This window comes from Gemmatimonadales bacterium, from assembly GCA_036279355.1.
Taxonomy (GTDB): domain Bacteria; phylum Gemmatimonadota; class Gemmatimonadetes; order Gemmatimonadales; family GWC2-71-9; genus DASQPE01.
Genome location: DASUJH010000047.1, coordinates 55,872 through 81,996, shown reverse-complemented (window position 1 = coordinate 81,996; position 26,125 = coordinate 55,872). Strand labels below are relative to the sequence as shown.

Annotated in this window: 27 protein-coding genes; 15 read left to right on the top strand and 12 right to left on the bottom strand. The window is 71.4% G+C overall.

The features are described 5' to 3' along the window. Positions 1-12: 12 nt before the first annotated feature. Complete coding sequence (locus VFW66_11760) at positions 13-228, top strand: CsbD family protein (GenBank protein ID HEX5387372.1); 216 nt, start codon at positions 13-15, stop codon at positions 226-228. Here VFW66_11760 and VFW66_11755 read toward each other — a convergent pair. Then, complete coding sequence (locus VFW66_11755) at positions 220-1,854, bottom strand: glycosyltransferase family 39 protein (protein ID HEX5387371.1); 1,635 nt, start codon at positions 1,852-1,854, stop codon at positions 220-222. The genes VFW66_11760 and VFW66_11755 overlap by 9 nt on opposite strands. Before the next feature lie 100 nt (positions 1,855-1,954). On the opposite strand from VFW66_11755, the gene VFW66_11750 reads away from it, so the two are divergent. Beyond that, positions 1,955-2,701 carry an ATP-binding cassette domain-containing protein gene (locus VFW66_11750; protein HEX5387370.1) on the top strand — a complete coding sequence of 249 codons (747 nt, stop codon included), beginning with the start codon at positions 1,955-1,957 and terminating at the stop codon, positions 2,699-2,701. Between the two features lie 30 nt (positions 2,702-2,731). Beyond that, the gene (locus VFW66_11745) at positions 2,732-4,375 is read left to right on the top strand and encodes a glycine betaine ABC transporter substrate-binding protein (GenBank protein ID HEX5387369.1); all 1,644 of its coding nucleotides are present in this window, start codon (positions 2,732-2,734) and stop codon (positions 4,373-4,375) included. Positions 4,376-4,416: 41 nt separating this feature from the next. Here the strand turns inward: VFW66_11745 and VFW66_11740 are convergent, their stop codons facing one another. Next, positions 4,417-5,859, bottom strand: a complete 1,443-nt coding sequence (locus VFW66_11740) for an MATE family efflux transporter (protein ID HEX5387368.1) — start codon at positions 5,857-5,859, stop codon at positions 4,417-4,419. Positions 5,860-5,908: 49 nt separating this feature from the next. Here VFW66_11740 and VFW66_11735 point away from each other — a divergent pair, with 49 nt between their 5' ends. Further along, the gene (locus VFW66_11735) at positions 5,909-6,787 is read left to right on the top strand and encodes an NmrA family NAD(P)-binding protein (GenBank protein HEX5387367.1); all 879 of its coding nucleotides are present in this window, start codon (positions 5,909-5,911) and stop codon (positions 6,785-6,787) included. On the opposite strand, the gene VFW66_11730 is transcribed toward VFW66_11735, so the two are convergent. Beyond that, a complete protein-coding gene (locus VFW66_11730) occupies positions 6,784-7,038 on the bottom strand; it encodes a hypothetical protein (protein ID HEX5387366.1) in 255 nt (84 codons plus the stop codon). The two genes, VFW66_11735 and VFW66_11730, sit on opposite strands and share 4 nt — an antisense overlap. Positions 7,039-7,182: 144 nt before the next feature. Between VFW66_11730 and VFW66_11725 the strand changes: the two genes are divergently transcribed. Next, on the top strand, positions 7,183-7,614 hold the full coding sequence (locus VFW66_11725) for a hypothetical protein (GenBank protein ID HEX5387365.1): 432 nt from the start codon (positions 7,183-7,185) through the stop codon (positions 7,612-7,614). Between the two features lie 34 nt (positions 7,615-7,648). Here VFW66_11725 and VFW66_11720 read toward each other — a convergent pair whose 3' ends face one another. Then, positions 7,649-8,488 carry an SDR family oxidoreductase gene (locus VFW66_11720; protein HEX5387364.1) on the bottom strand — a complete coding sequence of 280 codons (840 nt, stop codon included), beginning with the start codon at positions 8,486-8,488 and terminating at the stop codon, positions 7,649-7,651. Between the two features lie 356 nt (positions 8,489-8,844). On the opposite strand from VFW66_11720, the gene VFW66_11715 reads away from it, so the two are divergent. Next, entirely contained in the window at positions 8,845-10,431 is a 1,587-nt protein-coding gene (locus VFW66_11715; protein HEX5387363.1) for a hypothetical protein, read from the top strand. A 267-nt stretch (positions 10,432-10,698) separates the two neighbouring features. Beyond that, the gene (locus VFW66_11710) at positions 10,699-11,307 is read left to right on the top strand and encodes a hypothetical protein (GenBank protein HEX5387362.1); all 609 of its coding nucleotides are present in this window, start codon (positions 10,699-10,701) and stop codon (positions 11,305-11,307) included. A gap of 24 nt (positions 11,308-11,331) precedes the next feature. Here VFW66_11710 and VFW66_11705 read toward each other — a convergent pair whose 3' ends face one another. After that, positions 11,332-11,901, bottom strand: a complete 570-nt coding sequence (locus VFW66_11705) for a hypothetical protein (GenBank protein ID HEX5387361.1) — start codon at positions 11,899-11,901, stop codon at positions 11,332-11,334. A 311-nt stretch (positions 11,902-12,212) separates the two neighbouring features. On the opposite strand from VFW66_11705, the gene VFW66_11700 reads away from it, so the two are divergent. Continuing rightward, positions 12,213-12,629: a hypothetical protein gene (locus VFW66_11700; protein ID HEX5387360.1), complete on the top strand. Its 417-nt coding sequence runs from the start codon at positions 12,213-12,215 to the stop codon at positions 12,627-12,629. Between the two features lie 57 nt (positions 12,630-12,686). On the opposite strand, the gene efp is transcribed toward VFW66_11700, so the two are convergent. Both efp and VFW66_11690 read right to left on the bottom strand, forming a co-directional pair. Further along, positions 12,687-13,244 carry an elongation factor P gene (gene efp, locus VFW66_11695; GenBank protein ID HEX5387359.1) on the bottom strand — a complete coding sequence of 186 codons (558 nt, stop codon included), beginning with the start codon at positions 13,242-13,244 and terminating at the stop codon, positions 12,687-12,689. A 103-nt stretch (positions 13,245-13,347) separates the two neighbouring features. Then, complete coding sequence (locus VFW66_11690) at positions 13,348-13,677, bottom strand: hypothetical protein (protein ID HEX5387358.1); 330 nt, start codon at positions 13,675-13,677, stop codon at positions 13,348-13,350. Between the two features lie 740 nt (positions 13,678-14,417). Between VFW66_11690 and VFW66_11685 the strand changes: the two genes are divergently transcribed. Beyond that, a complete protein-coding gene (locus VFW66_11685) occupies positions 14,418-14,609 on the top strand; it encodes a hypothetical protein (protein ID HEX5387357.1) in 192 nt (63 codons plus the stop codon). A gap of 15 nt (positions 14,610-14,624) precedes the next feature. Here the strand turns inward: VFW66_11685 and VFW66_11680 are convergent, their stop codons facing one another. The 3 genes from VFW66_11680 to VFW66_11670 all read right to left on the bottom strand — a co-directional run bounded on the left by VFW66_11680 (position 14,625) and on the right by VFW66_11670 (position 17,259). Beyond that, on the bottom strand, positions 14,625-15,239 hold the full coding sequence (locus tag VFW66_11680) for a methyltransferase domain-containing protein (GenBank protein ID HEX5387356.1): 615 nt from the start codon (positions 15,237-15,239) through the stop codon (positions 14,625-14,627). A 62-nt stretch (positions 15,240-15,301) separates the two neighbouring features. Beyond that, on the bottom strand, positions 15,302-15,880 hold the full coding sequence (locus VFW66_11675) for a GNAT family N-acetyltransferase (GenBank protein HEX5387355.1): 579 nt from the start codon (positions 15,878-15,880) through the stop codon (positions 15,302-15,304). Then, entirely contained in the window at positions 15,880-17,259 is a 1,380-nt protein-coding gene (locus VFW66_11670) for an erythromycin esterase family protein (GenBank protein HEX5387354.1), read from the bottom strand. The genes VFW66_11675 and VFW66_11670 overlap by 1 nt, the downstream gene beginning before the upstream one ends. 189 nt (positions 17,260-17,448) lie before the next feature. Here VFW66_11670 and VFW66_11665 point away from each other — a divergent pair, with 189 nt between their 5' ends. The 3 genes from VFW66_11665 to VFW66_11655 all read left to right on the top strand — a co-directional run bounded on the left by VFW66_11665 (position 17,449) and on the right by VFW66_11655 (position 19,123). Then, positions 17,449-17,742 carry a BON domain-containing protein gene (locus VFW66_11665; protein ID HEX5387353.1) on the top strand — a complete coding sequence of 98 codons (294 nt, stop codon included), beginning with the start codon at positions 17,449-17,451 and terminating at the stop codon, positions 17,740-17,742. A gap of 118 nt (positions 17,743-17,860) precedes the next feature. Beyond that, positions 17,861-18,400, top strand: a complete 540-nt coding sequence (locus VFW66_11660; protein ID HEX5387352.1) for an Hsp20/alpha crystallin family protein — start codon at positions 17,861-17,863, stop codon at positions 18,398-18,400. Positions 18,401-18,439: 39 nt separating this feature from the next. Next, positions 18,440-19,123 carry a KTSC domain-containing protein gene (locus VFW66_11655; GenBank protein ID HEX5387351.1) on the top strand — a complete coding sequence of 228 codons (684 nt, stop codon included), beginning with the start codon at positions 18,440-18,442 and terminating at the stop codon, positions 19,121-19,123. Positions 19,124-19,132: 9 nt separating this feature from the next. On the opposite strand, the gene VFW66_11650 is transcribed toward VFW66_11655, so the two are convergent. Continuing rightward, on the bottom strand, positions 19,133-21,517 hold the full coding sequence (locus VFW66_11650; GenBank protein HEX5387350.1) for a G8 domain-containing protein: 2,385 nt from the start codon (positions 21,515-21,517) through the stop codon (positions 19,133-19,135). A gap of 203 nt (positions 21,518-21,720) precedes the next feature. After that, positions 21,721-22,539, bottom strand: coding sequence for a lytic transglycosylase domain-containing protein (locus tag VFW66_11645; protein ID HEX5387349.1), 819 nt, complete (start codon positions 22,537-22,539; stop codon positions 21,721-21,723). Between the two features lie 126 nt (positions 22,540-22,665). Between VFW66_11645 and VFW66_11640 the strand changes: the two genes are divergently transcribed. Genes VFW66_11640 through VFW66_11630 form a run of 3 tightly spaced genes read left to right on the top strand, consistent with a single transcriptional unit; the run spans position 22,666 to position 26,116 of the window. Continuing rightward, positions 22,666-23,832: an alanyl-tRNA editing protein gene (locus VFW66_11640; GenBank protein HEX5387348.1), complete on the top strand. Its 1,167-nt coding sequence runs from the start codon at positions 22,666-22,668 to the stop codon at positions 23,830-23,832. After that, positions 23,829-24,818: an endonuclease/exonuclease/phosphatase family protein gene (locus tag VFW66_11635; protein ID HEX5387347.1), complete on the top strand. Its 990-nt coding sequence runs from the start codon at positions 23,829-23,831 to the stop codon at positions 24,816-24,818. Before VFW66_11640 ends, VFW66_11635 begins: the two co-directional genes overlap by 4 nt. Continuing rightward, positions 24,815-26,116, top strand: a complete 1,302-nt coding sequence (locus VFW66_11630; protein ID HEX5387346.1) for a phospholipase D-like domain-containing protein — start codon at positions 24,815-24,817, stop codon at positions 26,114-26,116. The genes VFW66_11635 and VFW66_11630 overlap by 4 nt, the downstream gene beginning before the upstream one ends. Positions 26,117-26,125 lie beyond the last annotated feature (9 nt).

The following is a 26,125-nucleotide window of genomic DNA, read 5'->3' as shown; positions in this document are numbered from 1 at the left end:
CGGGAGGGCACGATGCCCAAGAGGGACATTACCCAGGAAGGGCTGGAGGATTCGGCCCAGGGCAAGGCGAAGCAGGTGAAGGGGCGGGTAAAGGATGCGGCCGGCGGACTGACCGGCGATACGTCGATGCAGGTCGAAGGCAAGGTGGACCAGGCGAAAGGCAAGGTGCAGGACGCGGCCGGCAAGGTGGAGCGGCATTTCGGGAAGAACCGGCGTTCATCACCGTAGCCGGTACACGGCCCAGCGCTCGGGGCCGATGCTGTCGGCCAGGACATAGTGCGCGGAGACGTAGTCGTAGAAGGCGTGGAGGGCCGGGGTCATATGCCACCACGCGCGGCTGGTGCTGCCCGATCCGGTGGCCGCGGGCGGGTAGCGCCACCCCGGATTCCAGGTGCCGAGCGAGGGGACGAGATCGTCGCCGGGCGGGGCGTTCGGCGTGGCATCGATGATGACCGGCGGATCGCTCGCGCGGAGGTCCGCGAGGAAGCTGGCAACGAGCGCGCTGTCCGCGTAGCGCGGTGTGAGGAGCGGGAGCGGGTAGACGAACCGGCTCGCGGGGCGGCGGTCGGAGAGGAGCAGGACGTCGGCGGCGTGGCCCCAGACGAGCACGCGGGCATCCGGCGCCGTGGTGCGGCGGACGTAGCCGGCGACGGCGGCGACCTGGGCGGCGCGGGCGCGCGGGAGCCCGTCGGCGCGGAGGCTCACCGCCAGATCGAGTGCGACCGGGATCGCGAGCGCCGCGCCGAGTGCCCCAACGAGTGCGGCGGCCCGGAGCACCGACGGTGCGAGCGCCGCGGCAATCTCGGCCACGAGATAACCCGACAGCAGCGCGAGCGGCGGCAGCAGCGTCGCGAAGTAGTGCGCGTAGGCTCGGCCTGACACCGAGGCGAGCGCCAGCTCGAGCGGAAGCCAGGCGATTGCCAGGAGCAGCGTGGCGCGATCGGCGGGTCCGCCGCCGCGTACGAGCCGGCGCGCCGCGAGCAGCCAGCCCGCGAGCGGCACGACCAGCGGCAGGGTGCCGGTGGCCATGCGGAGCCCATCGTATGCGGCGCGCACCCGCGCCTTCACGCTTACGGCGGTGTAAAGGTTGTTGTAGTGAAAAGCCTGATCGTAGAACGCGCCGAGGGCGCCGCGCGCCCAGAGCCAGAGGACGATCGGGAGCATGACGGCGAGCGCGCCGAGCACGCCGCCCATGATGAGCCGGAGGACGGCGCCGGCGCCGGCCGCGCGCAGCATGAGCCACGCGAGCACCACGGCCGCGATGAGCTCGGCCCCGAAGAGATTCTGCCGCAGCATGAACGACAGCCCGCCCAGCACGCCGAGAGCAAAGCCGGCGCCGAGTGAGCGGTGCGGCGCTTCGCGCGCGCGCGCGAAGACGAGCAAAGCGCCCATCTCGAGCGGCAGGACGTACTGCTCCGTCAAATTGGACGGCATGATGGCCGGCACGGAGGCGGCAAAGGCGACGGCGCCGAACGCGGCGCCGGGGGTGCCGGCAGTTGCGAAGAGGCGGCGCATCGCGGCGTAGCCCAGCACGAGGGTCGCGACCAGCGTCGCGAGGCTCACGAGCCAGATGCCCCACACGCGTCCCGCCGAAATCGAAAGCGCGCCCGCGTCGATGAGGAAGACGAGCGGCGGCTTGTGATCCCAGAACGTGAGGTACGGCGTGCCGCCGTGCCGCACCGCCTGGCCGGCCCACGCGAAGAAGGCGGCGTCGATCGGCGAATTGGAGTTGAAGTTGGCAAAGAGCGGCGCCGGCCAGCGCGCGAAGAGAAACCCGGCGAGCCAGAGCGCGCCCCCGCCGATCACCACCGCACCCCACCACGCGCCCCGGGTGTCCCGGACGGCCTTGTCCACGCCTCTGCTCCTGGAACGGCTCGCCCAAACTGCCCGCGGACCGGCGGAGGTGACTGTGATCCAGGTCGCAGGGCGGGCCGGCGGGTGTTAGGATCGTCGGATGCCCGAACCAGGCTCAGCGCCTGCGCTCGCCGCGCAGGCGGTGGTGAAGCGCCACGGCACGGTGGTGGCGCTCGACGACGTGTCGCTCGACGTGCCTCGCGGCGAATGCGTGGCGCTCATCGGCGAGAGCGGCGCGGGCAAGAGCACCTTGCTCCGCTGCTTCAACCGGCTGGTCGAACCTGATGCGGGACGGGTGCTGGTCGAGGGCGTCGAGGCGCGAACGCTCGATCCGGTGGCGCTCCGGCGACGAATGGGCTACGTACCGCAGGAAGGCGGCCTGCTCCCACACTGGCGGGTGGAACGCAACGTCGCGCTCGTGCCGTGGCTCCGTGGAGAGGTGGACGCAACCGAACGTGCCCGCGAGGCGCTCGGGCTGGTGGGGCTCGACGCCGAGCGATTCGGGCGGCGCTGGCCCCGCGAGCTGTCCGGCGGCGAGCGGCAGCGGGCCGCGGTGGCGCGGGCGCTCGCCGGGAGCCGCGGCGTCGTGCTGTTGGACGAGCCGTTCGGCGCGCTCGACGCGATCACCCGGGCGGAGCTTCAGGCGGCGTTCGCCGCGTGGCGACGGGAGCTGGGTTTCACCAGCGTGCTCGTGACCCACGACCTGCGCGAGGCGCTGGAGCTGGCGGACCGGGTGGCGGTGCTGAGGCGGGGGCGGATCGAGCAGACGGCGGCCCCGGAAGAGCTGGTGCGCGCGCCGGCGACGGCGTACGTGGCGGAGCTCATCACGCGGGCGCGGGTGGCGTGACCCGGCGGGTGGCGTGACCCGGCGGGTGGCGTGACGCGGCGGGTGGCGCGCCGTGCCGTGGCGCGCCGGCCCCTGGCGCGCGCCGCCGCGCTCCCGGGGCTTTTGCTCGTGGTCGCACTCGCGGCCGCCGGACGGGTGCGCGCGCAGACCGCCGCGCGTCCGGTCATCGTCGCGTCGAAGCCCTTCGGCGAGTCGTATCTCCTGGCCGAGCTGTTCGCGCAGTTGCTCGAAGCGCGGGGCTATTCGGTGGACCGCCGCCTCGGGCTCGGGGCAACGGAGCTCGCCTTCGGCGCGCTCGAATCCGGCGCCATCGACGTGTACCCCGAGTACACCGGCACCGGCCTTCTGGCCATCCTGCACGACTCGACGCTCTCCGACCCACGCGCCGTCTATGCCCGCGTGGCGACCGAGTTCCGCCGCCGCTGGGGGATGCGCTGGCTTCCGCCGCTCGGCTTCGAGAACACGTACGCCATCGCGGTGCGGCCGGAGACCGCGCGGCGCTATCGCCTGCGCACGCTCACCGACCTCGCGCGCGCCGGCCCGGCGCTCGTGGCGGGATTCACGCCGGACTTCATCGGTCGGCCCGACGGACTGCCGGGGCTTCGCCGCGCCTACGGCCTCGAGCTCCGCGCGGTGCGCCCGCTCGTGCCCGCGGTCAAGTACCAGGCGCTGGCCGCGGGCAGCGTGGACGTGATCGACGGCTACTCGACCGACGGGTTCATCGCGCGCTACGACCTCGTGGTGCTCCAGGACGACCGCCACTTCTTCCCGCCCTACTACGCCGCCGCGCTGGCCGGCGCACGGATCGCACGCGAAGACCCCGGCGCCCTGCTCGCGCTCACCGAGCTGAGCGGACGGTTGAGCGACAGCGCGATGCGGCGGCTCAACGAGCAGGTGGAGGTGGAGAGCAGGCCGGTGGCGGCGGTCGCAGCCGAGGCGTTGGCGCAACTCGGGCTGGTGGCGTCGCGCGCCGGCGCCGCAGGAGCGCGGGCGGGCGCCGCGACGCGGAGTACGCCCGGCGGCGCGCGCAGCGGTCGGCGCGAGCGCGGCTCGCTGCTGTCCTATCTCGTGGATCGGCGCGCGCTGCTCGCCCGGCTCACGCTGCGGCACCTGCTGCTCGTCGCGCTCTCGCTCGGCGCCGCGGTGCTCGTCGCGGTCCCCGCGGGGCTCGCGCTCGAGCGCGCGGCCGGCGCCGCCGAATCGGCCATCCGCGCCGCCGGCGTGCTCCAGACGATCCCCAGCATCGCGCTCCTCGCCTTCATGTTGCCGCTCCTCGGAATCGGCGTGGTGCCGGCGCTCGTCGCGCTTTTCCTCTATTCGCTCTATCCGATCCTGCGCAACACCTACACCGGCGTCCGCGCCGCCGACCCCGACGCGGTGCGCGCTTCACACGCGCTCGGCATGACGCCGGGTCAGACGCTCCGGTACGTGCGCCTTCCGCTCGCGGCGCCGGTGATCCTTGCCGGCATCCGCACCGCTGCCGTGCTCGACGTCGGCACCGCGACGCTCGCCGCGTTCATCGGCGCCGGCGGGCTGGGCGACCCGATCGTCGCCGGGCTCTCGCTCAATGACACCCGCATGGTGCTCTCCGGCGCGATTCCGGCCGCGCTGCTGGCACTCGTGGTCGACGGCGCCCTCGGCTGGTGCGAGCGGCTGGTGGCTCCGCGTGGATAGGCGAACGGCGCAGGCCGGCAGCACCTCCGGCGCGCATCCCGTCAGACGGCGAGCGTGAGCGGGGCGCCCGCGGCCGGTCCCGCATCATCGATCGCGAACCGCCGCACGTCGCGCCGGAGCCGCGCGCGCACGCGGAGGAGCAGCAGTGTCGCCACCGCGACCAGTCCCACGACGAGGCCCCACCAGAGTCCCGCAGGGCCGAGCGGCGTGCGGAAGCCGAGCCAGAGGCTCACCGGAAAACCGAGCAGCCAGAAGCCGAGCAGTGCGATGATGAACGGCGCCCGGGTGTCGGCCAGCCCGCGCAGGATGCCGATCGAGACGACCTGCAAGCCGTCGAACACCTGGAACGCGCCCGCGATGGGGAGCAGCGTCGCGGCCAGGGCGATCACGTCCGCGTCGCGCGAATACGCGCGGGCGAGCGGCACCGGCAGGAGCAACATGACGAGCGCGGTGAGCGCCATGAACCCGGCCCCGACCACGAGCGAGGCGCGCGCCGCCCGCCGCGCGCCGCGCGCGTCGCCCCGGCCGACGGCGTTGCCCACGAGCACCGTGGCCGCGCTGGACACACCGAGCGGCACCATGAAGGTGAGCGACGCGATGTTGATCGCGACCTGATGCGCCGCCACCGGCACGGTACCGAGCCGGCCCATGAGGAGCAGCACCGTGCCGAACACGCTCGACTCGAGCAGAAACTGCAAGCCGATCGGAAGCCCGAGGCGAAACATCCGGGCGAGCGGCGCCCACGCGCGAAGCTCCGGCCGGAGCGGCAGGAGCCGGCTCTCCAGCTCGGGCCAGGCGAGCGTCACGATGCCGAGCCCCATGAGACAGCGGCTGATCGTGGTGGACCAGGCGGAGCCCACCACGCCGAGCGGCGGCATGCCGAGATGGCCGTAGATGAGCACCCAGTTGAAGCCCACGTTCGCGAGGTTCGCGAGCACGATGACGAGCACGATGGGCCGCATCCGGTGGAGCGCCTGGAGCGTCTGGCGTATCACGATGAACCCGAAGAACGGCAGTACGCCGGGCACCGAGCACGCCGCGTAAGCGGCCGCGTCCGGGATGACGGCCGCCGGCTGCCCGGCCCAGGTGAGGAACGGACGGGCGGTGAGCAGCAGGAGCGCCGTGGGTACGCTGATCGCCGCGGCGAGCACGAGCCCGCGTTGCAACGCGCGCGCTACGGCCGGCTCGTCCCCGGCGCCCACCGCCTGCGACACGACGGGATCGAGCGCCAGCAGCACGCCCATGCCGAAGACAGCGAGCCCGAAGAAGTAGAGATTGCCGATGGCGACCGCCGCGAGCGCCGTGGCGGAGACATGGCCCACCATGATAGAGTCCACGACGCCCATCGCCATGAGCCCCACCTGTACCACGACCACGGGTACGGCGAGGCGCAGCAGCGCCGCCAGCTCGGCGCGCGTCGGCAGCCGGCCGCCTCCGCCCTCACGGGCTGACGGTCGGCGCAGTGTGGACTCGGGCAGCGGCACGACAACTCCGGTGCGGCGGGAAGCGGCGAAAGCTAACGAGGAGGCGCGCATGACCACGCTCGTGATCGGAGGAACCGGCAACGTGGGCGGCGCGGTCGTGCGAGAGCTCCTCGCGCGCGGCCTGCCGGTACGGGTGCTCACGCGATCGGCGGAGAAGAGTGCCGCGCTGCCCGAGGGCGCCACCGCCGCAATCGGCGACATGGCGAGCCCTGCCTCGCTCGGCCCGGCCTTCGCGGGCGCGGAGCGCGCGTTCCTCATGACGCCGCTCGACCAGAACGAGACCGAGCTCGGGCTCGCCGCGGTCGCCGCGGCAACGGCCGCGCGGGTCGGCCGCTTGGTATACATGTCGGTGCACCGGGTCGATTCGGCGCCCCACATCCCGATATTCGCCAACAAGATCCCGGTCGAGCGCGCGATCCGCGGCTCCAAGATCCCCTACACCATCGTGCGCCCGAACCAGTTCATGCAGATGGACCTGCTGGTGCTCGACGCTATGCGCAAAGGCGTCTACCCCACGCCGATCGGCGACGTGGGCCTGAGCCCGGTGGACGTGCGGGACATCGCGGCCGTCGTGGTGAAGGCGCTCACCGAGGACGGGCACGCCGGCATGACGTACGCGCTCGTCGGGCCGGACGTGCTCACCGGCCGCGGCACGGCGGAAGTCTGGAGCCGCCACCTGGGGCGCCAGGTGCGTTATGCGGGCAACGATCTCGATGCGTGGGAAGGTATGGTACGCGCCATGCTGCCGGGGTGGTTGATCCACGACCTCAGGATCATGTACGAGCACTTCCAGCGGCATGGGCTGGCGGCCGGCCCGGATGAGTTGGCCGCCATGCGCCGGGTGCTCGGCCGCGAGCCCAGGAGGCTCGACGGCCTCGCACGCGAGGTGAGTGCGAATGCCCGGGCAGGCACCCAGGCAAACGGTTAGTGGCTGTCGTCCTTCGGTGGTTTCACGTCCACCGTGGGAACCTTCACTTCGGTCTTCTTCTTGTGCACGTCCACGTCGGGCGTGGTGATGGTGTCGGTCTTGGTGCCGACGTCGACGCTCGGCGTATGCACGGTGTCGGTCTCGGTGCCGACCACCGGCTTTTCGACCTGGTATTCGCCTTCGCCGGTCTTCTTGCAGGCGGGCAGGGCGGCGAGGGCCGTGGCCAGCACTGCGAGTGTGAGGGCACGCACGTTTGTCCTCCTGGTCTCCGTCACAAGTATGGTCACGAAGCTGCGACGGAAATTTTACACGCGGGCGGCTCGCGGCCCGTGTCGGGCATCACCGGCTGCGGAATGCCCACCGCCGTACGTCACTCAACCCCACGACCGGAGGAAATGATGCGTCGCATCCGCTGCGTCCCGGGTATCGCCGCACTGATCGCGCTCACGTTCGCTTCGGCTCCGCTTCACGCCCAGGCGCTCGAGGCCCAGGCGGTCGAGGCGCAGGCGCCGGCGGCGCTCGCCCTGGCGCCCGCATCCGGTGCATCGGCATCGGCGCATGCAGCGGCCGCTCCCGCGATCGGGCCCACATTTGGCGCAGCGCGGCTCGGCATTGCAACGGATGATGCCGGCGCGCTCGCGTCCGGAGAGCACCCGGCGGTGAATCGCGAAGCATCGCACATCGGGCGGCGCGAGGGGCGTGCGCTCGCGATCGTCGGCGGCGCGGCGGTGCTCGCCGGCGTGCTGATCGGCGATACCGGCGGCACCGTGATCGCGATCGGGGGAGCGGCGGTTGGACTGTACGGGCTCTACGAGTGGCAGCGCTGAGCGAGCGGCCCGCGAACGATCGATCGCTCGACGTTCACACCGCCGTGCGTGCGCGCTCCGGTCCGGCGCCCGCGCGCCGGCGCGCAGCGAGCCATGCCAACCGCATGCGCCAGCGCGCCGGCAACACGCGCAGGAGCAGCACGATCAGCTTATAGCGCGCGCCGGGCACGCAGACGACCGGGCCGCCGCGCTCGATGGCCGCGAGCGACGCGCGCACCACCGCCCCGGCATCGAGCCAGAGCCGCGGCGGAATTTCGGATTTGTCGAAGCCCATCCGGTGGTGAAACTCGGTGTGGGTGAACCCCGGGCAGAGCGCCTGCACCCGCACGCCGCTGCCGGCCAGCTCGGCCGCGAGTCCCTCGCTGAAATTGGTGAGATAGGCTTTTGTCGCGCAGTAGTTGACCCGCCCCGCCGCGCTGGTGAATCCCGCAATCGACGAGACGTTGATGAGCCAGCCCGCGCCGCGCTCGAGCATCGCCGGGAGCACCGCCTGCGTGAGCCGCATCGGCGCCAGCACGTGCAGCCGGAGCATCGCCTCCTGCGACTCGGTCGGGGCCGTCGCGAGCGGACCGTTGGTGCCGAAGCCGGCGTTGTTGACCAGTACGGCGAGCGGTCCGCGCACGCGGATTTCGTCGATGAGACGGGACACGCCATCGTCGAGAGAGAGATCGGCCGAGATCGCGTGGGCCACGATGCCGTGACGGGTGGCGAGCTGGCGCGCGAAGGCGTCGAGTCGTGCCGCGTCGCGCGCCACGATGAGGAGATCGTAGCCCCGCGCGGCGAGCTGCTCGGAAAACTCGCGGCCAATCCCGGCGGATGCGCCGGTGACGAGCGCGAGGGGTCGAGGCTGCGCCGTGACTCGCTGATCGGTCATCGAGCGGGCAATCTTGCGCGGCCGCGCCGGACCGACAACCCGCCGCATTTTGCGCGACGCGGCCCCAGGGCGCGGTTTGCCGCATCGCGCCGCGCGCGGGGCCCGTCACCCGCAGGCCCTGATCCCGCGCTCCTCCCGAACCGGGAATGGGCCCGGCCCGCCCGTCCCAAGTCTCGACTCACACGCGAGTTCGCATCCGGCCTCGGCACGCGCAGCCCCGCCGCGTCTGAGCCGTGCACGAAATTGCGGTACGGAGCTTGACATGCAGGAAGCTGCACGAGCCGGCAGCATGAATTTCGCAGCTTGGCCCCGGCCTTCCGGCCTGCCGAGCCGGGAGCCCCTCCGCGGAGCCGCGTATGTACCGCATCGAGCTTGGTCCCGACGACGTCGGCGTGTTCCGCAGCCTGGACGAAATGGTGACTGCCATCAAGAGCGGCGTCATCACCCCGAAGGCGCGGATCTATCACCAGGCCACCGACAAGTGGCTGCCGATCGAATTCCATCCGCACTACCGCAAGGCTCTGGAGATGGCCGCGAGTGCGGTGGCGCCGGCGCAGAACGCCTCCCCTGCGTCGCCGTCGCCCGCTCCGGTCATCCCCGGCGCCAGCGGTCCGGTGCTCACCGCGGCCGCCGCATCGGGCGTGGCGCTCGTGGTGGAGGAATCCGAGCCGGAGCCATTCGCAGGCGCGACGGGCGCCGCACCGGACCACGCGTTCGTCGAGCTGCATACGCTCGGCGATGCGGCGGCGCACGATGCGGACTCGCTCGAGATCCCGCAGGACGTAGAAGCCGGCGCACCCTCGGTGGCGCACATCCCGCTGCTCCGGCTTTCGATCAGCGCGGGGCGCCCGCGCCGGCCGTTCCTCATCGCACTGAGCGGCATGGCGCTCGTGTTCTCCACCAACATGGGACTCGAGGCCGCGCCGCCGCCCTGGGGGCTGCACCTCGCGATCCCCGGGGTGGCGCATTTCGGCGGCGAGCACGCGTCCAACGCCGACGCCGCGGCCGCGGCGCCTGCCCAGCCGAGCGTGGCGCAGCCGGCACCGACCGGAGTCCCGAGCTTTGGTACGAACAGCGCGTTTGCGGCCGCATCCGTCGGCGCAGGGTCGAAGATCTCGATGTCCGCCGCGGCGGCGATGGCCGCGGCCGCGCGGGCCGAAGCGGCGCGGATCGCGCTCGCGCCCGATCGTGGACTCGCAGCCAGCACCGCCGCCGCGGCGCGCGGCGCCACGCGCGCCGGTATATCCTCCGATAGCGCGGCGAAGATTCCCACGCCCACCGCCGACACCTCCGGCATCGCGCCGGCGCCGACCGCGACCATCGCGGCGGGCGCCGTGCATCATCCGGGGTCGGGCTCGGAGCGGATGTCGCCTTCCGTTCTTGTCACCCACTATCAGGCCGCGTACGCCGCGGCACGTGCGGAGCTCGACATGGGGCTTCGCACCGCCGGCTTTGCCGATCTGTTTGCGCCCTCGCGCTTGCAGAGCGCCGAAGAGGTCCGCGCCGCGAGGCTCAGCGTGGGTACGGCCGCAGCCTACATTACGAAGTACCGGCGGCGCGAGGCCGAGATCGAAGCGGCCTACGCCGATTCCAGCGCCGCGCTCGGCCGGGAGCTCAACTGGACCAATAACCAGGTGAAGGTGTGGGAGAACCGAAAGGCGCGGCGGGAGTCGCCGGAGATGGCGAAGCTCACGGCATCGCTGCTGGCGTCGCTGGACAGCGTCTACGGGATTCTCGCGGCGCATCCCGGCGCCTACTCGCTAGGCGGCGGTACGCTCACCTTCGACGATTCGGCCGCGGCCCGTGCGTATGCCGAGCTCCGGCCGTCGCTCGATCGGAGCGCCGTGGGCGGCGCCGATTCAGCCGACGGCGCGCCCACCACGGCGGGCCGGGTGTTCCGCGCCATCGGTCCCTCGCCGCTGCCGAAGAGCGCGGGGGACTGACCCGACGCAGGATCGCGCTGCAGCGGGGTGAGCGCCGATACATCTCGCTGAAATAGCCCGACCTTTCCCGCACGACACGCATTTTCCGCCCGGTTTCCCGCTGAATCAGCGTGCGTCCTATCCGTGCGTCGCGCCCCGCGGTGCGGTGGCCGGCAACGCGGCGCGCGCCCCGTGATCTTCCGCACAGTTTCCCGTGGGATGAGGCCCGATGTTGGACGCAGCGACCGCCCGATCGGGCGGGGATTACCTCAAGCTGCGTGGGGACACATGGCATACGACACCAACGACGCGATCAACAGCTATGTCACCGACATGCTGTCGCTCGAAGAGCACGTCGAGACGGCGCTGAAGAGCCAGCTGGACGACCTCAAGGACTATCCCGAGATCCTCACCGAGCTGCGCCAGTTCCACCGGACCGTGGAGCACCACATTTCGGACTTGAAAGGCCTCAAGGAGGCGCGCGACGCGGGCGGCGTGGCCAGCGCGATCAAGCGGGCGGGCTCCGTCGCGGCCGGCGCGGCAGCCGGGGCGATCGATCTTTTCCGCAGCGAAGGTCTGCCGAAGAATCTTCGCGACGACTACACGGCGTTCAATCTCGCCGCGGTCGGATATCTGATGCTCGACACCACGGCCCGCTCGCTGGGCCAACACGAGCCCTCGGAGCTCGGCCGGCAGCATTTCCGCGACTACGCGGACGCGATCACGCGCCTGGAGCGCCTTATCCCCGCCGCCGTCGTGCGCTACCTCCAGCAGGAAGGCCTGCCCGCGAGCGAGGCGGTGGTGCCGGATGTGCTCCGGTCGGCCGGCGAGGCGTGGGACACGGGCGCCGAGCAGGCGGCCGAGGCGGACCGGCCGGCGCCGACCCGGCAAGTCTGAGGAACGGATCGTGGCTGCGATCGCCTATCGGAAGTGTCTCGGACGGGGAAACAGGTCGCCGCGGCGCGGGATGCATCGGTCGTCGCCGATGATGACGAACGGGTGTCGGTGGAGGTCGCGATCCGACACCAGGTCGACCGGTGGGAGCGAGCCCGGTGCCGCGGCAGTGGCTGGCAACTGGGTGACCGACTCGCCGGGCTCGAGCGCCGTCCCGGCACCCCGCGCGACCGGCGCCGGGGCGGGGGCCGGGGCGGACACAGCGAGTGTGGCAGGGGTTGGCACGGTGAGCGGCGATGCCGCGGCGCGCACGGGAGCCGTGGGCCGGCGCGCCGGCGCGGAGTGGGCAACCGCCCGCGCAGATTGGTGCCGCGAAGGCGCCGCGACGAGCGGCTCGGCGTGCGGCACGGCAAGCTCGCGGGCAGACACGACGGCCGGCGCGGCGTCGGGTGCCGGCGGGAGCGCGTCGAGCAGCGTGAGGTCGCGCGCAGCGGGCGCGGTGGTGGAGGCGGAGTTTTCCGGAGCTGGGTCTGAGCTTCGGGAGCAGGCAGCGGCGAGCGCGCCGAGCAGGAGGGCGGCGGTGGCCAGCTTGCGCATGAGAGCCTCCGGACGAGCGGGATCGGCACCATCGGTCGAGCCCAATGCAGCGGGACCCGACGACGCGGCAGGATCTACAGTACGTGTTGGACGCCCGCCGCGCGAGTGGCCGCACAGCGGAGGCGCTCATGTCGAGTACGCCGCTTGCCTCTGCTTGACGGCCAGCCCGTGTTTCCCTACCCTGGAATCAACTGAGTTGGGGACGGGCAACCCAGGTACGCCGAGCTGCCTTTGCCAGCTCGGCGATTGTGTGTTGTTCTGGCAGGATCATGTATCACGCAGGTGTGCCACGTAATTCGGGGGGTTTCCCTATGGAAGCACGCATCACGGCCCACTCACAACCCTATCGCCTCCGGGAGCGTATCGAGGAGGCAAAGGTCCGGCATGGTCAGGACGTCCGCGTCGACCTGCCGGGTGTCCGGGTGACGGCCTTCGCGGAAAGCTGGTTCAGCACGATCACCGGCGCGCTGTTCAACTCGGCACCGGCGCCACGGGAGGGAGAGGTCTTCTTCTGCAACATGGGACCGCTCAACGTGCGCGAAACACTGTCGAATGGCGACGAGAAGCCGTTGCCGAACGGCGTCATTCTGGAGGGGCTCAAGGTGACCGATTCGGGCACCTTCGACATCATCAACGCGCTGGTACAATCGAACGGTGACATCCGGCTCGTCGTGGATGCCCGGACCCGCATCGTGCCCACTGCGCGCGAGGTGAACTCCTTCGCCTGACCCGCGCCTGACCGGGCGAGCGGCAGGGCGCCGGCGTAACGCGTCCTGCCGCCCGCGTCACCTTGCTCGCTCGAGGTAGGTTCCTTCCCGCGGATTCACCCGCACGCGCTCCCCCTCGCCGATGAATTCCGGGACCTGAATGGTGACGCCGTTGCTGAGCGTCGCGGGCTTGGTGCTGGCGCTCTTGGTGGCGGTCTTCATAATGGGTGTGGTCTCGCGCACCTCGAGCTCGACGACCGACGGCAGCTCGACGGCGATCGGCCGCCCGTCCAGCCATTCGACCATGAACGTCATGCCAGGCTCGAGCCACGCGCCGGCATCGCCGACCACCTCGTCGTCGAGCGAGTATTGCTCGTAGTTCGCGTTGTCCATCACGTGGACCCCGCTCGCGTCCCGATAGAGCACTTGCAGCTCCTTGGTATCGAGCCGGGCGTCATCCACAAACTCGGTGGCGCTCAACCGCGTGTCGAAGGTGTTCCCACTGTTCAGATTGCGCAGGCGCACCTGCACGAAGGCGCGGAGGTTTCCAGGTGTCCGGTGCTGGAAGTCGAGAACGCGGCACGGGGCACCGTCGATCAGGAGTACGTGGCCGCGGCGGATGTCTGAAGCTTTCATGGGGGACTGGTGGCAAAGGTGACTCTACCTGAGTGCCATGAGGCACGCCGCCCAACATACACCCGGAGGTGGCCCTCTCCAACCGAATCCCCGCAGCCGCCGCCTAGTTGAGCGTAACGCCAGTAGGGCTGTGCCTGGGCAGCCAAAGCGCCCAGTACAGCTCCTGCAGGCGCCGCACCTGGGGCTCGGTGCCCTCGAAGGCCATGTCGGCGAGGCGGTGCGGCGTGTAGCGCAGGTTGGTGAGCGCGTCCCGGACCGAGGCCTCGATGGTGAGCGTGTACCCCGAGCCGTCCTCGTGGTGGTAGAGGTGCACGGCCCGGCCCCCTGCCAACTCCGCTGCGTTTCGCCAGAGCGCGGCCTCGACTGCGTCCCCGATCTGCCAGCGCAGATGTACGCGGGTCTCGAATGTGATGACGTCGGCGGCTACGGCCATGCGCGCTCCGAATAGAACGGGTCATTGCGGGAGTTGTCGCCCAATTAGCAACTTCCGGTCCGCGCGCCCCACCCTTCACCTTCGCACCGCCTCCGCGCCACCGTCCCCGCCACCGCGCCGGTGTACCTCGCGCGGCGATATGCCGGTGATAAGGCCGACACCGCGCCCCCGACCACGAGGGCTGCGGGCTGCATCACGGGCGAGGCGGGACCGGAGCCCGGCGCATCGTGGCCGATTGCGACTGGTGTAACCCGGCTCACACCCCGCGTCGCCGACGCCGATTACCCTGCCCCACATGCCGCGAGCACGTATGCGCTCGCGACCGATCCAGCACCAGCGAGGATGGTACCATGGCGACAGAGAAGAGATCGACCGGACGGAAGAAGTCCTCCGGGCGGAAGGGGTCGGCCGCCGCGAAGCGGACCAGCAGCCGCAAGCGTTCCGGCGCGAAGCGGTCGACCGCATCGAAGCAAGCGACCGAGTCCAAGCGGGCGGGCACGGGAAAGCAGACGGGTACGGCAAAGCAGACGGCCGGAAGCGCCCGGACGGGCGCGAACAAGCGGGAGAGTGGCCGCCCAGGCGGTGGCCAGGGCCGGCGGGATGAGGTGGGGCGGTCGGGTGTGTATCCAGCGTCAGCCGGCCACGCGCCAGCCGACGCGGAGATCCGCGCGCCAGCCTCCTGGGGCCAAGGCGAGCGGGGTGCCGAGGGTTACGAGGACTCGGGTCGGTCGGGACTCGTCATGCGCGGTGGCGAAGTGCTCGGCGGCTACTCGTCGTCCGACATGGATCGGGATACGGACCGGTTCGCCGATCGTGAGGACGTGGCGGAGCGCCGTGACGAGCAGGGCTCGTACGGACCCGGCGCGGGCGGCGAGCGGATGTCGGGCCGCGGCGGGCAAGAGGAATCCGGCGAGGAAAAGTCCCCGCGCTAAAGGCTGGGCGCCGTCTCAGGATGCGGCGGCCACTACCGCCGCACCCGACGCCGTCTCCTGCCTCGCTCCGCAATAAAAAAGACGCGCCGGCAACACGTTTCGCGGCTCGAACGCCTCGCGCACCTCGGCGTAGAGTCGCTGGAGGTCGGGCAGCACGGCGCGGGTGAACTGGTACACGAGGAAGAGGCCGGCGGGGTCGAGCAGCTCTCGCGTGTGGCGGAGGATCCGCTCGCGCACCGGAGCGGGAATGGTGCTGAACGGAATGCCCGAAACCACGTAGTCCGCCTGCTCCAGATTCAAGCGGCGGAGCGCGTCGGGTGCCTGCTCCGCCGAGCCGTGGACCACGTGGAGCCGGGGATCGGGAAAGGCCCGGCGGAGATAACGCACGAAGGCCGGGTTGGTCTCGAGTACGACGAGTGCGGCATCGGGCCGCATGCGGCGAAGCATGCTCGCAGTCATGGTGCCGACCCCCGGCCCGTATTCCACCAGCACCCGCGCCCGTTCCCAGTCGATTGGCCCGAGGACCCGGCTCACCACGAATCGGGAGCTTGGCACGACGGAGCCGAGCATGCGCGGGTGACGAAAAAAATTTCCCCCGAAGAGCAGGAGCTGCGTGCCAAGCTTCGTCACCTGGAATCCTCCGCTGCAACGAGAAGTGATGGCCGGTACCGCGGCGCCGATGTACGCTACGCCTAGGCAACGTACGCCGCGATGGCCGTCGCGCAACACGCCGTCCCATCCGCGCGCCTCCGCTGCCCCCGCTCGGCTCGCCACGCCAAGTCGAGCGGACGGGTCAGCATCCACTGGTCCGCGACGGCGTGAACCGTGCGCCCATCGGGCGTCGCGTACGAGTGCGGCTCCCGACAGCGCTCCTGCAAACGGTAGCCGAGGCGCTCCCACCAGACACGAGCCGGCCGGTTCCAGGTCTCCACGCCGGCCAGCGCCTGGTCGAACCCGCGCCGACTGAGGCGGCGCTCGGCGGCGGCCACGAGCAGGGTGCCGAGGCCGCGCCGCAGGAACTGCGGATGGACCCGCACCGCCCAGAGCAAACCCCTGCCGCGCCCGGCATGCCGGGTGAAATCGAGCCATACCTGGCCGGCGGGGTAGCCGCCGACGTCCGCGACCAGCATGAGGGCTTCGCGACGCCGCTGCTGTGCAAAGGTGGCGCGGATAATTTCGCGGTGTTCGGTGAATCGGCCGTCCCACTCGAGCAGCGCCAGATCGGCGGCCCTGCAGCGCCGAACGCGAGGGCGCTGTACGTGGGGCGGCATCAGAGCCCGCTGGGATAGGTCTCGGGCGGCTCGCCCTGGTCCCAGCCGGCAGTGCGGTCGAGCGGCTCGACCGCCTCCGTCGCGTCGAAGTGGAGCACGGCATCGAACTGCGCCGGAAGGCGCGCGTCGAAGTAGTGGCTGATCCGCTCGGTGTCCGGACGGTACACGACACCGATCGCGCGCTCCAACCGGGGCTCGGCCAGCGCGGCTCCGATCTGCTCACGATCGCGGAGCGGAAGGAGGACGTCGCCGCCGCCGAAGACCGTGTGCAACAGCGATTCGTAGCTCCCGGCGAGCGCCGGGCGAACGCGTTTCCGCTCGACCGGCGCGTCCCAGTCGGCTGCCGCGCTCACCGTCCCGCTGTAGGTCGTGAACCCGATAAGCCGCGCGTCGGCGTTCCAGCGCTCGCGCACCAGTTGGCCGACATTCCACTCGCCCTGGTCGCCCATCGCGGTGGCCCGCGCGTCGCCGACGTGCGAGTTGTGCTCCCAGACGACGACGCGAGTCCGCCCACCCCGGGTCCGGTCGAGGTGCGCGACGAGAGCCTCGAGCGTCTCGGCCATGTGGCGGTCGCGCAGGTTCCACGAGCTCACCCGGCCGCGGAACATGGTCCGGTAGTACTCCTCGGCGTTCCGCACGAGACGGGCGTTCTGCTCGGCAAAGAAGTATTCGTCTTCCGGCAGCCGCCCGTCGCGCTGGGCCAGCTCGCCGGCGCGGCGCTGGAGGTCGACCAACTGCGCCACCGCCTCGCGCTCGCACGAAGGCGTGATCCCGAACTCCGCCGCGTAGCCGTAGGCCTGGGTATCCTCGCCGAACTGGTCGAAGCAGCTATAGCGATAGCGGGCGCGCCGGGCCGCCTCCGGGTCCACCCGGTCGAGGTAGCCGAGCACTTCGTCGATCGAGCCGAAGAGGGAGTAGAGGTCGAGGCCGTAGAAGCCGCAGGCGCGCGCCGGATCGATTCCCTCGTTCCGCTCCCGCAGCCAGCCGACGAACTCGAGCACGTCCCGGTTGCGCCACATCCAGCGGGGGAAGCGCTCGAAGCCGCCGAGCGCCTGACGGGCCTCCGCGTCGTCCGAGGCGTCGCGCACGAAGCGGTTCACCCGGCCGGCGTCGGGCCAATCGGCCTCGACTGCCACGCCGGTGAACCCCTGCTCCTCGACGAGGCGCCGGGTGATGCGGGCGCGCTCGCGGTAGAATTCGTGGGTGCCGTGCGAGGCCTCGCCGAGGCAGACGATGCGGGCATCGCCGACCAGGTCGAGGAGCAGGTCGTAGTCGTCGGCGGCGCCGAGGAGCGGGCGGGCGCCATCGCGGAGGGTGGCGGCCAGAGGGCCGGAGGGAACGGTTGGAGTCGCGGCGGGGTCGAAGGATCTGCGGGCCATGCGAGGGGCTTCATGCCTCCTGGGGGTTGCGCGATGAATACCAGCGATTACAACTGTCGGATGTAACCGAAGTCACATCACCCGCGCGCAGGCAGCCTACGCCGTGTGACGGCGCTCACTTCCGGCGCGCGACCGGCGGGCTACCCTGCCGCCACGGCAGCCCGCGGAGGCGCGCCCGAGGAGTGTGCAATGACAGCCCGAAACCACATGCAGCGGAAGCAACACCCGACCGACGCCGGCTCCCGCCCCGAAAGCCCTCCGGCGCTCGGCACCGACGAGCAGATCTGGGAGGAAATCCATGAGCGGATCATGGGGCACCCCGACATCGACGTCACCCAGGTGGAGGTGGTGGTCGAGGAGGGTGATGTGACGCTCACCGGACGGGTCGCTCGGCGGGAAGACAAGTGGCTGGCCGAGGAGACTGCGCGGTCGGTGCCCGGTGTGCGCGACGTGCGCAACCGGCTCAAGATCGCTCGACTGTAGCACGCGCCAGCCGTGGAGGCCGGTCGGGGCGGGAGCCGGTCGCGGCATGGTGACGCAGCGCACGTCGACGGCGCGGCCCCGCGCGTAGCATGGCGCACTCGCCCCACAAGGAGATACCATGGGCACCTCACTCACCGGCTACCGCGCCCCCTATTCCGGCTACAGCGGCCTCCAGCGCCTCAATACCATGCTCGATCAGATGTTCGGCACCTCATCATCCTCCGAGGGAGGCACCGCACTCACGTCGGCGTGGTTTCCGGCAGTCGACGTCTTCGAGGACAAGGATTCGGTCAAGATCGTGGCCGAAATTCCGGGCGTGAAGCCGGAGGACCTGCATCTCTCGATCGAGAACAACGTCCTCACCATTCGCGGTGAGAAGCGGCAGGTTTCCGAGGATACGGCGGACCGGGTGCATCGCTACGAGCGGAGCTACGGCTCGTTCGAGCGCTCGTTCGTGCTGCCCGCCACGGTCGATGCCGACAAGATCGACGCCACCTGCGACAGCGGCGTGCTCACGATCACCGTGCCGAAGGCGGAGAAGGCGCGGCCACGGCAGATCGAGGTGAAGGGCGGGACGCAGCAGGGGCAGTCGTCGCAGCGGACGGCAGGGCAGCAATCCGCGCAGCGCACATCGGGACAGCAGTCGTCGCACCGGTGAGCGGCGGGGCGCGGTAGAGGGCGCGGCGGAGCGCGGCCGGTGCGGCGATTACGGCTGGGTTCCGCCGCCGTGGCGTCGGTAGGGTACGACGGCCGCGCACACGTGCTCGAGCTCGAGTTCCGGAGCGGCGCCGTCTACCAGTACGCCGGTGTGCCGATGTCGGTCTACCACGATCTCCTCACGGCGCCTTCCCCCGCCCACTACCTGCAGGATCACATCAAGGCGGCCGGGTACCCATACCGCCGCGTCGCTCCGCCGCGCGATGCCGACGTGGCGACCGAGGAGGAAATGATGGCGTACGACTGGGAGGCGGGCCGGGGAAACCGGTGGCGCGATGCCCCCACCGGCGACCGCTACTACGGCCCCGCGGAGTGGTCCCGCCAGGGCGACGGCGAGCTGGGCGCCCGCGTGCCGCTGGGCGGCGCCGACAACTTCGGCGGCGTCGAGTTCGAGCGGGCGGACCTCGAGGGTGCGGGGCCGCACGCCGGCCGCGGGCCCAGGAGTTGGCGGCGGCCGCGCGAGCGCGTCGAGGAAGAGGTGAATGAGGCGCTCACCCGCGATCCCGAGGTGGACGCCACCGAGATCCTCGTCACGGTGAACGACGACAACGAGGTCATGCTCGAGGGCACCGTGGCGAATCGCGGCGAGAAGCGGCACGCCGAAGATCTGGCGGCCGCGGTGCCCGGGGTGAGCGACGTGCAGAATCGGTTGCGGATCGCGTAACCGGGTCCGCTACGGCGTGACCTCGACCGTGGCCCAGTCGCGCGTCGACTGGGTCACGAGCTTGAGGCGGAGCCGGCCAGCGGCGCCGTCGTAGAAATATTTCTCGCCCGCGCTCGCATCGAGCTCGGCCTGGCTCGCGGCGGCGGTGAGCGGCCTCGAGGTGTCGTAGTCGCGGACCGCCGTCAACGTCGCGGCTGGATAGGGGAACGACACCCGAACCGTATCGCCCGCGGCGCTCTCGTTGAGGTACACGCGGAGCCGGGCCGGCGCCGTCACACCCCAGGTCGCATCGTACTTCCTGCCCGCCAACACCGACATCGATGCGTAGTGCCGGTCATCGGGCACGCCCACAAGGGACACCGCCGCACCATCATCGCGGGTGAGCGTGAGCGGGGCCGTCGCGCCGCCGTCCTCGTTCGTGAAGCTCAACTGGACGTAGCGGCCCGGGCAGACGGACGCGTTCCAGGCGGAGCGGAGCGCGCATGCCGAGGTGGTGAGGAACGGAAGATTGGCCACCACCCAGGCGCCGGCGGTGCCGGAGACGGCGCCGGCCCGGTCCACGAACACCGCGGCCTTGTCGCCGTCGGCATCCGCATTTGGGTTCTCCACGTAGACCGGATTTGCGTTTACAAACGTCACCTGCCCCGTCCAGTTGTCCGCGTGCAGTGGAAACTCATTGTCGCGCTCGAACCCCAGCGCACTGGACGGGATTCCGCCGGCCATGTCGTAGTTGACGAACGTGACCGCGTCGGCGCCGACGGTGCCGTCGTAGAACTCGTAGCCGCGGAGCGGCGTGCCGGGCGCCAGCGCTTCGCCCGTGTTGGCGGAGTGCCCCACGAAGAGCGTGCCGGTCACACGCGTGTGCTCGGCCGCGAAGGTGGCGCCGGTCGCGTTGTCGGCGAGCACCGCGTTGCTCAGGAGCAGGCTGTCGCCCCGGAGCCAGACGGCGCGCGAGGGGTGCTTCCAGGCGACGAAGTTGGCGAAGTCGGCCATGACCGAGGGCGAATCGCCGGCCGGATCCTCGCGCGGTTCGTACGCGGTCGTCTCGGTGGTCCCGTCGGGGCGCGGGCCGTCGTCCACCCGGAGCCCGTTGCGCGAGTTCGAGTGGGCCTCGTTGTCGGCGAAGACACCGAGCCGCGTCGTGCGCGGAAGGAGCGGCGAGCCGGTCGAGAGGCCGGTCGGATGCGCCGGGAGCGCAAACCAGAAGCCCGAGCCCGCGGACCCCGCGGCCACGTTGCCGCGGATGGTATTGTCGGGATTCGTGATCCAGAAGGTGGCCGGGGTGAGGTCCGATGCGAGGATCTCCTCGCCGCTGGCCGGCTTCTTGGTGCCGAGGCCCAGGTTGTCGAGGATCTGGTTGCCGGTCTCGGCGCCGTCCTCGAGGAAGTAGCCGTGGCCGACGGCATCGTAGCAGACGTTGCCCTCGACCCGCGCGTTACTGCTGCCATGCACCGTGACGCAGCGGTTGAAGCTGTGCCAGACGCTGCTGTTGGCGAAGTACTGGCCGGTTACGTCACCCGCCATGTGCCAGTGCATCGGGTAACGCGCGAGCATGTGCTTCTGGCCCATGGTGTAGAGCTCGACGCCCTCCACATGGGCGGTGCCGCCCGCCTGCACCAGAATGTGCCCGCCGAAGCCGCCCACGCTGCCGGCGCTGTCGCCCCGGATCGTGACGTTGCGGGTGAGGAGTCCCACCTCGGCCCGCTCGTCCACGGTGCGTCCCGCGATCGTCTGCACCTGGCCGTAGTGACTGAAGAGCAGCGGTTGCGCGAGCGAAACCGTGGCGCTGCTCACCGAGGCGACCTCGACCTCCTCGTCTCGGCGCGGATCGAAGTCGGTCGAAGCGACCACGAGGCGATCGCCCGCGTGCCACGCCATCGCGTGGTCGAGCACGAGCTGCGAGGCGCCGGCCGTGGCGCTGGCGTTGAGCCGCGCCCAACCGGCGCGCGGATCGCCGTGCAGCTCGAGCATGCCGCCCGGCATGACACCGAGCACTTTGGCGCCCATGCCGAGGACGCTCGGGTCGGTCTCGCTGCCGGTGAGGGTAATGAGCGCGCGGTGGGTGTAGGGCGCGTTGCCGGCTCCGATCTGCAGGCGGCCCTGCACCACGATCGAGCCGGCGGTGAGAGCGAGGTCCTTTTCGTCGAAGACGAGCGCGCCGGCGATGGTGAGGCTCGCGAGCGCGGGCGGCGAGACGTCGAGCAGCATCGCCTTGTCGGCGGGAATCGTCACGGCGGCGCCGGCGGCGGGAAGCTTCCCGCCCCAGGCGGCGGGATCGGACCAGCGCGCGTTGATCGTGACGGGCGGGGCGTCCGTACCGCCGGGGCCGGTGCTGTCGCCGGCGGAACAGGCGGGGAGCGTGAGGATGCCCGCGCCGATCGCGGCGCGCGTCACGAATGCCAGAACCCGCACGCGGGGGCGGGCGCAAATTGCCGGGAGCCCTTGCACAATGTCCTCGCCACGCGATGTGAATCGGAGGGCCGGCCCGTCGTGGCCGGACGGGTCGAAAAGCGCGGCAAGATGCGGGCACAATCACGCTGCAACGAGTGGCAGCACGGGAGGAGATGCAGGTGGAGCGGCGCGGCGGCGCGCGGGTGCTACCGAGATGCGGCGCGCGCGGCGTGCAAACTTTCGGCGTCGGCGTAGATCAGCAACTCGTGGCGCACGCGTCCTGCCGTTCGGAGCACGATCCCGGGGTACCGCGCGCATGGGGACTGCTTGGCCGAGGGCGGGCAGCCGTTGTAGCGCAGCAGCGCGCCGCGCACGGTGCCGCTGCGCCGGAGATATTGCGCGAACACCCGCGCGCCATGGCAGATGTTCGCCTCGATGTCGGTGAGATCGTCCGACGGACAGCCGTACTCGCCGGCGTGGAACGGCATCACCTGCATGAGCCCGGTGGCGCCGCGGCTGCTCACGGTGTCAGGGTCGAGGTCGGGATTTTCGATGAGCACGAGCGCGGCGATGAGGCTGGGTGCCACGCGCATGCGGCGCGCTTCCGCGACGACCGAGCGCGCGATGCGTCTGGCGGTGCCCACTTCGGGCGTGTGGCGGCGGAAGACGCGGGCGAGCGGTACCGCGGCAAAGCGGGCGATGGCGGCGCGCTCGAGCGAGGCGCTGTCGAGCGCGGCGCTGTCGAGCGCGGCGCTGTCGAGATCCGCCGCCGACGTATCACCCGCGGGCGGGGGCGGGGGCGCGCGATCCGCGACCGATGCGGGCCTGAGGCCGTCGGGCGCGGTCGGCCAGTCGATCGGCAGCACGAGCACCGCGCCGGCGGCGCAGAGCACAGCGAGCGCGATCACGAAGCCGCGGCTCGGCCCTCGCGGATCGCGCGCGCCGCCACGCGTGCCGCTGCGCGCGGCGCGCGAGGGGACGCTCGAGTCTTCCGCTGCCGGCGGCTCGACCATCGGGGCTCGCATGTCAAAGGGGACTCGGGGAACGTAACCCTCGGGGCGTGGGCCGGCCAGGGGATCGCGCGTGGTGCGCACCGGCCGGCACCCGGCCCCACCGTGCGAATCCGGCGCGCCGCATCTATTGTGCTCTGCATGACTGAACGGCTCTACTACACCGACGCATATCTCGCGCGCTTCGACGCCGCCGTGCTCGAGCGCGGCGACGGCGGACGCCGCATCTACCTCGACCGCACCGCGTTCTATCCCACCTCCGGCGGCCAACCGTTCGACGCAGGGCGACTCGGCGAGTCGTCGATCGTAAACGTGATCGATGAAGGCGAGCGCATCGCCCACCTGCTCGACGCACCGCTCGACCCCGCGGCCGCGCGGGTCGAGGGCGTAGTGGAGTGGGCGCGGCGCTTCGATCACATGCAGCAGCACACCGGTCAGCACCTGCTCTCCGCCGTGCTGGCCGAGCTGTTCGGCTGGGCGACGGAGAGCGTGCATTTCGGCGCGGAGACCTCGACGCTCGACCTTGATGCCGGCGCCGTGTCGCCCGAGCAGATGCGCGCCGCGGAGACGCGCGCCAACGAGATCGTGTGGGAGGATCGCCCGGTTACCGTGAGCTTCGAGGACGCCGAGTCGGCCGGCGGGCTGCGCAAGGCGTCGGACCGGAGCGGGACGCTCCGCATCGTGAGCATCGGCGAACTCGACCGGAGTGCCTGCGGCGGCACGCACGTCCGTGCGACGGGCGCCATCGGCGCCATCCTGATCCGCGGGACCGAGCGGGTGCGCAAGCAGGCGCGCGTCGAGTTCGTCTGCGGAGGGCGAGCGCTGCGCGACGCCTGGCGCAATCGCGCGCTCGTGCAATCGCTCGCCGCCGCGTACTCGGCCGCCCCGGCCGATCTGCCGGCGCTCGTCGAGGCGCAACGGGCCGAGCTCAAAGGGGCGGAGGCGGCGCGGCGCGCGCTCGAGCAGGAGCTGGACGCGCATCGCGCGCGGGCGCTTCACGCCGCCACGCCGGCCGATGCCGCCGGCCTTCGCCGGGCGCTCGTCCGGGACGTCGAAGGCGGCATCGAGCGGCTGCGCGGGCTGGCGCAGGCGTATGCGGCGGAGCCCCGCAGCGTGTTGGTGGGCGCGCTGGCCGCGCCGCCAGCGCTTCTCGTCGCCACCTCGGCCGACAGCGGCATCGACGCGGGCGCCCGCCTCCAGGCGGTGCTCGGCCAGGTAGGGGGGCGCGGCGGAGGCAACGCGCGATTGGCGCAGGGCACCGTGCCGGATGCGGCGGCGCTCGCGCGGGCCGTCGAGCTGTTGGCGTGACCTTTCCGCTTACCAGGCTCGACGGCGATCCGCGCGTCGCTCAGTGGCGCGATGCGGTCGGCGCTCCGCTCGAGGTGGATGCGCCGGCGGCCCATCACCCGCGTGGTCCGTCGACGCACGGCACCCTTCTCATCGTCACCTGGAATCTCTGGATCGGCCGCGGGCGACTGCACGAGGTGATTCCACGCGCGCGTGCCGCCTGCGCGGCCCCCGGCGCGCCCGCGGACGGCGCGCCCGTCGTCGTGCTGCTCCAGGAAGCGGTCCGCGCGGGCGACGCCGTTCCAGAGGCGAGCCCGCAATCCACCGGCGTGCGCCACCGGCCTCGCCGCGAGCTGCCCGAGTGCGACGTCGCGGATCTCGCGCGGAGTCTGGGCTACACGCTCCGCTACGCGCCGTCGATGCGGAACGGCGCCGCGCGCAGCGACCGCGGCTGCGCCATCCTCTCGTCGCTGCCGCTCGAGGACGCGGTCGCCTGGGAATTGCCGTTCTCGTATCAGCGGCGCGTGGCGCTCGCCGCCACCGTGCGCCTCGCGGGCGGCAGGCGGGTGCGCGTCGCCAGCGCGCACCTCGATAACCGGGGCGGGCGCCCGCGCGACATCCTGGGCGTGGGCGGCCGCGGCCGCCAGGCGGAAATGCTGGTGCAGCGACTCACCGCCCGCCTTCCGGCCGACGTTCCCGTGGCGCTCGGCGCCGACCTCAACCTCGCGCGTGGCCGCCGCGAGCACACCTGGCGCGCGCTGGCGGAAGCGGGCTTCCGCAACGGCCTGCCGGAGCGGCCGCCCCGCTGGCGGCACACCTTTCATCGGGTGCCGCGCCTCAATCTCGACTGGCTGCTCGTGCGCGACGTGGGGAGCTCGCTCGCGCGAGTGGAGGTGCACCGGCTCGACGAAACGCCGCTCGACCGGGGCCGCTACGTGTTCGGATCGGACCACCATCCGCTCGCCGCGCGGATCGAGGTCGCCCCTCGAGCGCCCGAGCCCGCGTGATCGCGTTCTCGTGGGGGGGCTGGGCGCTCATCGCGATCGGCACCATCGCCGTCGTGGTGGTGCTGAGCACCCTCCTCCTGCCCGACCACATGCCGGCGATGAGCGTCAATGCCACGTCCGAGGCCGGGTCGGAGGAGTTTCTCGCCGCGCTCTCTCGCTACCTCAACGTGCCGGTGCTCCGCGGCGGCACCGTGCACCTGCTGCAGAACGGCGACCGCTTCTTCCCCGCCCTGCTGGATGCGATTCACGGGGCGCGAGAGACGGTCAACTTCCAGGTGTACATCTTCGAGTCGGACGAGGTGGGCGAACGGTTCGTCGCCGCGTTCGAGGAGCGCGCCCGCGCCGGCATCGAGGTGCGGGTCCTGCTCGACGGGTTCGGCTGCATCCGCTTCCGGAAGCGCGATCGCGACCGGCTGCGGCGCGCGGGTGTCAAGCTCGAGTTCTTCCGGCCGCTCACCCCGTTCACCCTCGTCCGCGCGTTCAAGCGCGACCACCGGCGCGCCATGGTGGTCGACGGCCGGGTCGGCTTCACGGGCGGTGCCGCCATTGCGTACAAGTGGGCGGGCGACGCGCGCGGTCCCGGCGAGTGGCGCGATTCGCTCACGCGCATCACCGGCCCGCTGGTCGACGGCATCCAGACCGCGTTCGGCGAGAACTGGTTCTATCGCACCGGCGAAATTCTCACGGGCGAGAAGTTCTTCCCCCGCGCCGCCGCCGAGGTGGCGGCGCCCGCGCCGGTCGGGTCGGGGCCGTCCGGCATCGCGCTCGTAAGCTCGCCCTCCGATGCCGCGCAGCCGATGCGCATCCTGCTCTGGCTTTCGTTCGCCTCGGCACGGCGGCGGATCTGGCTGTCGAATTCCTACTTCGTGCCGGGAGATGCGCTGCGCGACGTCCTGATGAAGCAGGCACGCGCGGGCCTCGACGTCCGGCTGCTCCTGCCCGGTGCCCGGACCGACGCGAAGCCGGTGCGGCTCGCCGGCCACACGCACTACGAGGAAATGCTTGCTGCGGGGGTGCGGATCTTCGAGTACCAACCCACCATGATGCATGCCAAGACCGTCGTCGTGGACGAGCGGTGGGCGGTGACGGGCTCCGCCAACATGGATCGGCGCTCCGTCAAGCTCAACGAAGAGAACGTGATCGGCGTGTGCGACGCGGCGTTCGCCGCCGAAGTCGAGCGCGGGCTGGTCGAGGATTTCGGCCGCTCGCACGAAGTGACTCTCGAGGAGATGCGGGCGCGCGGGATCGGCGTGCGGGTGCTCGAGCGGGTTTCGCGGCTTCTGATCGAGCAGTACTGACCGCGCGTC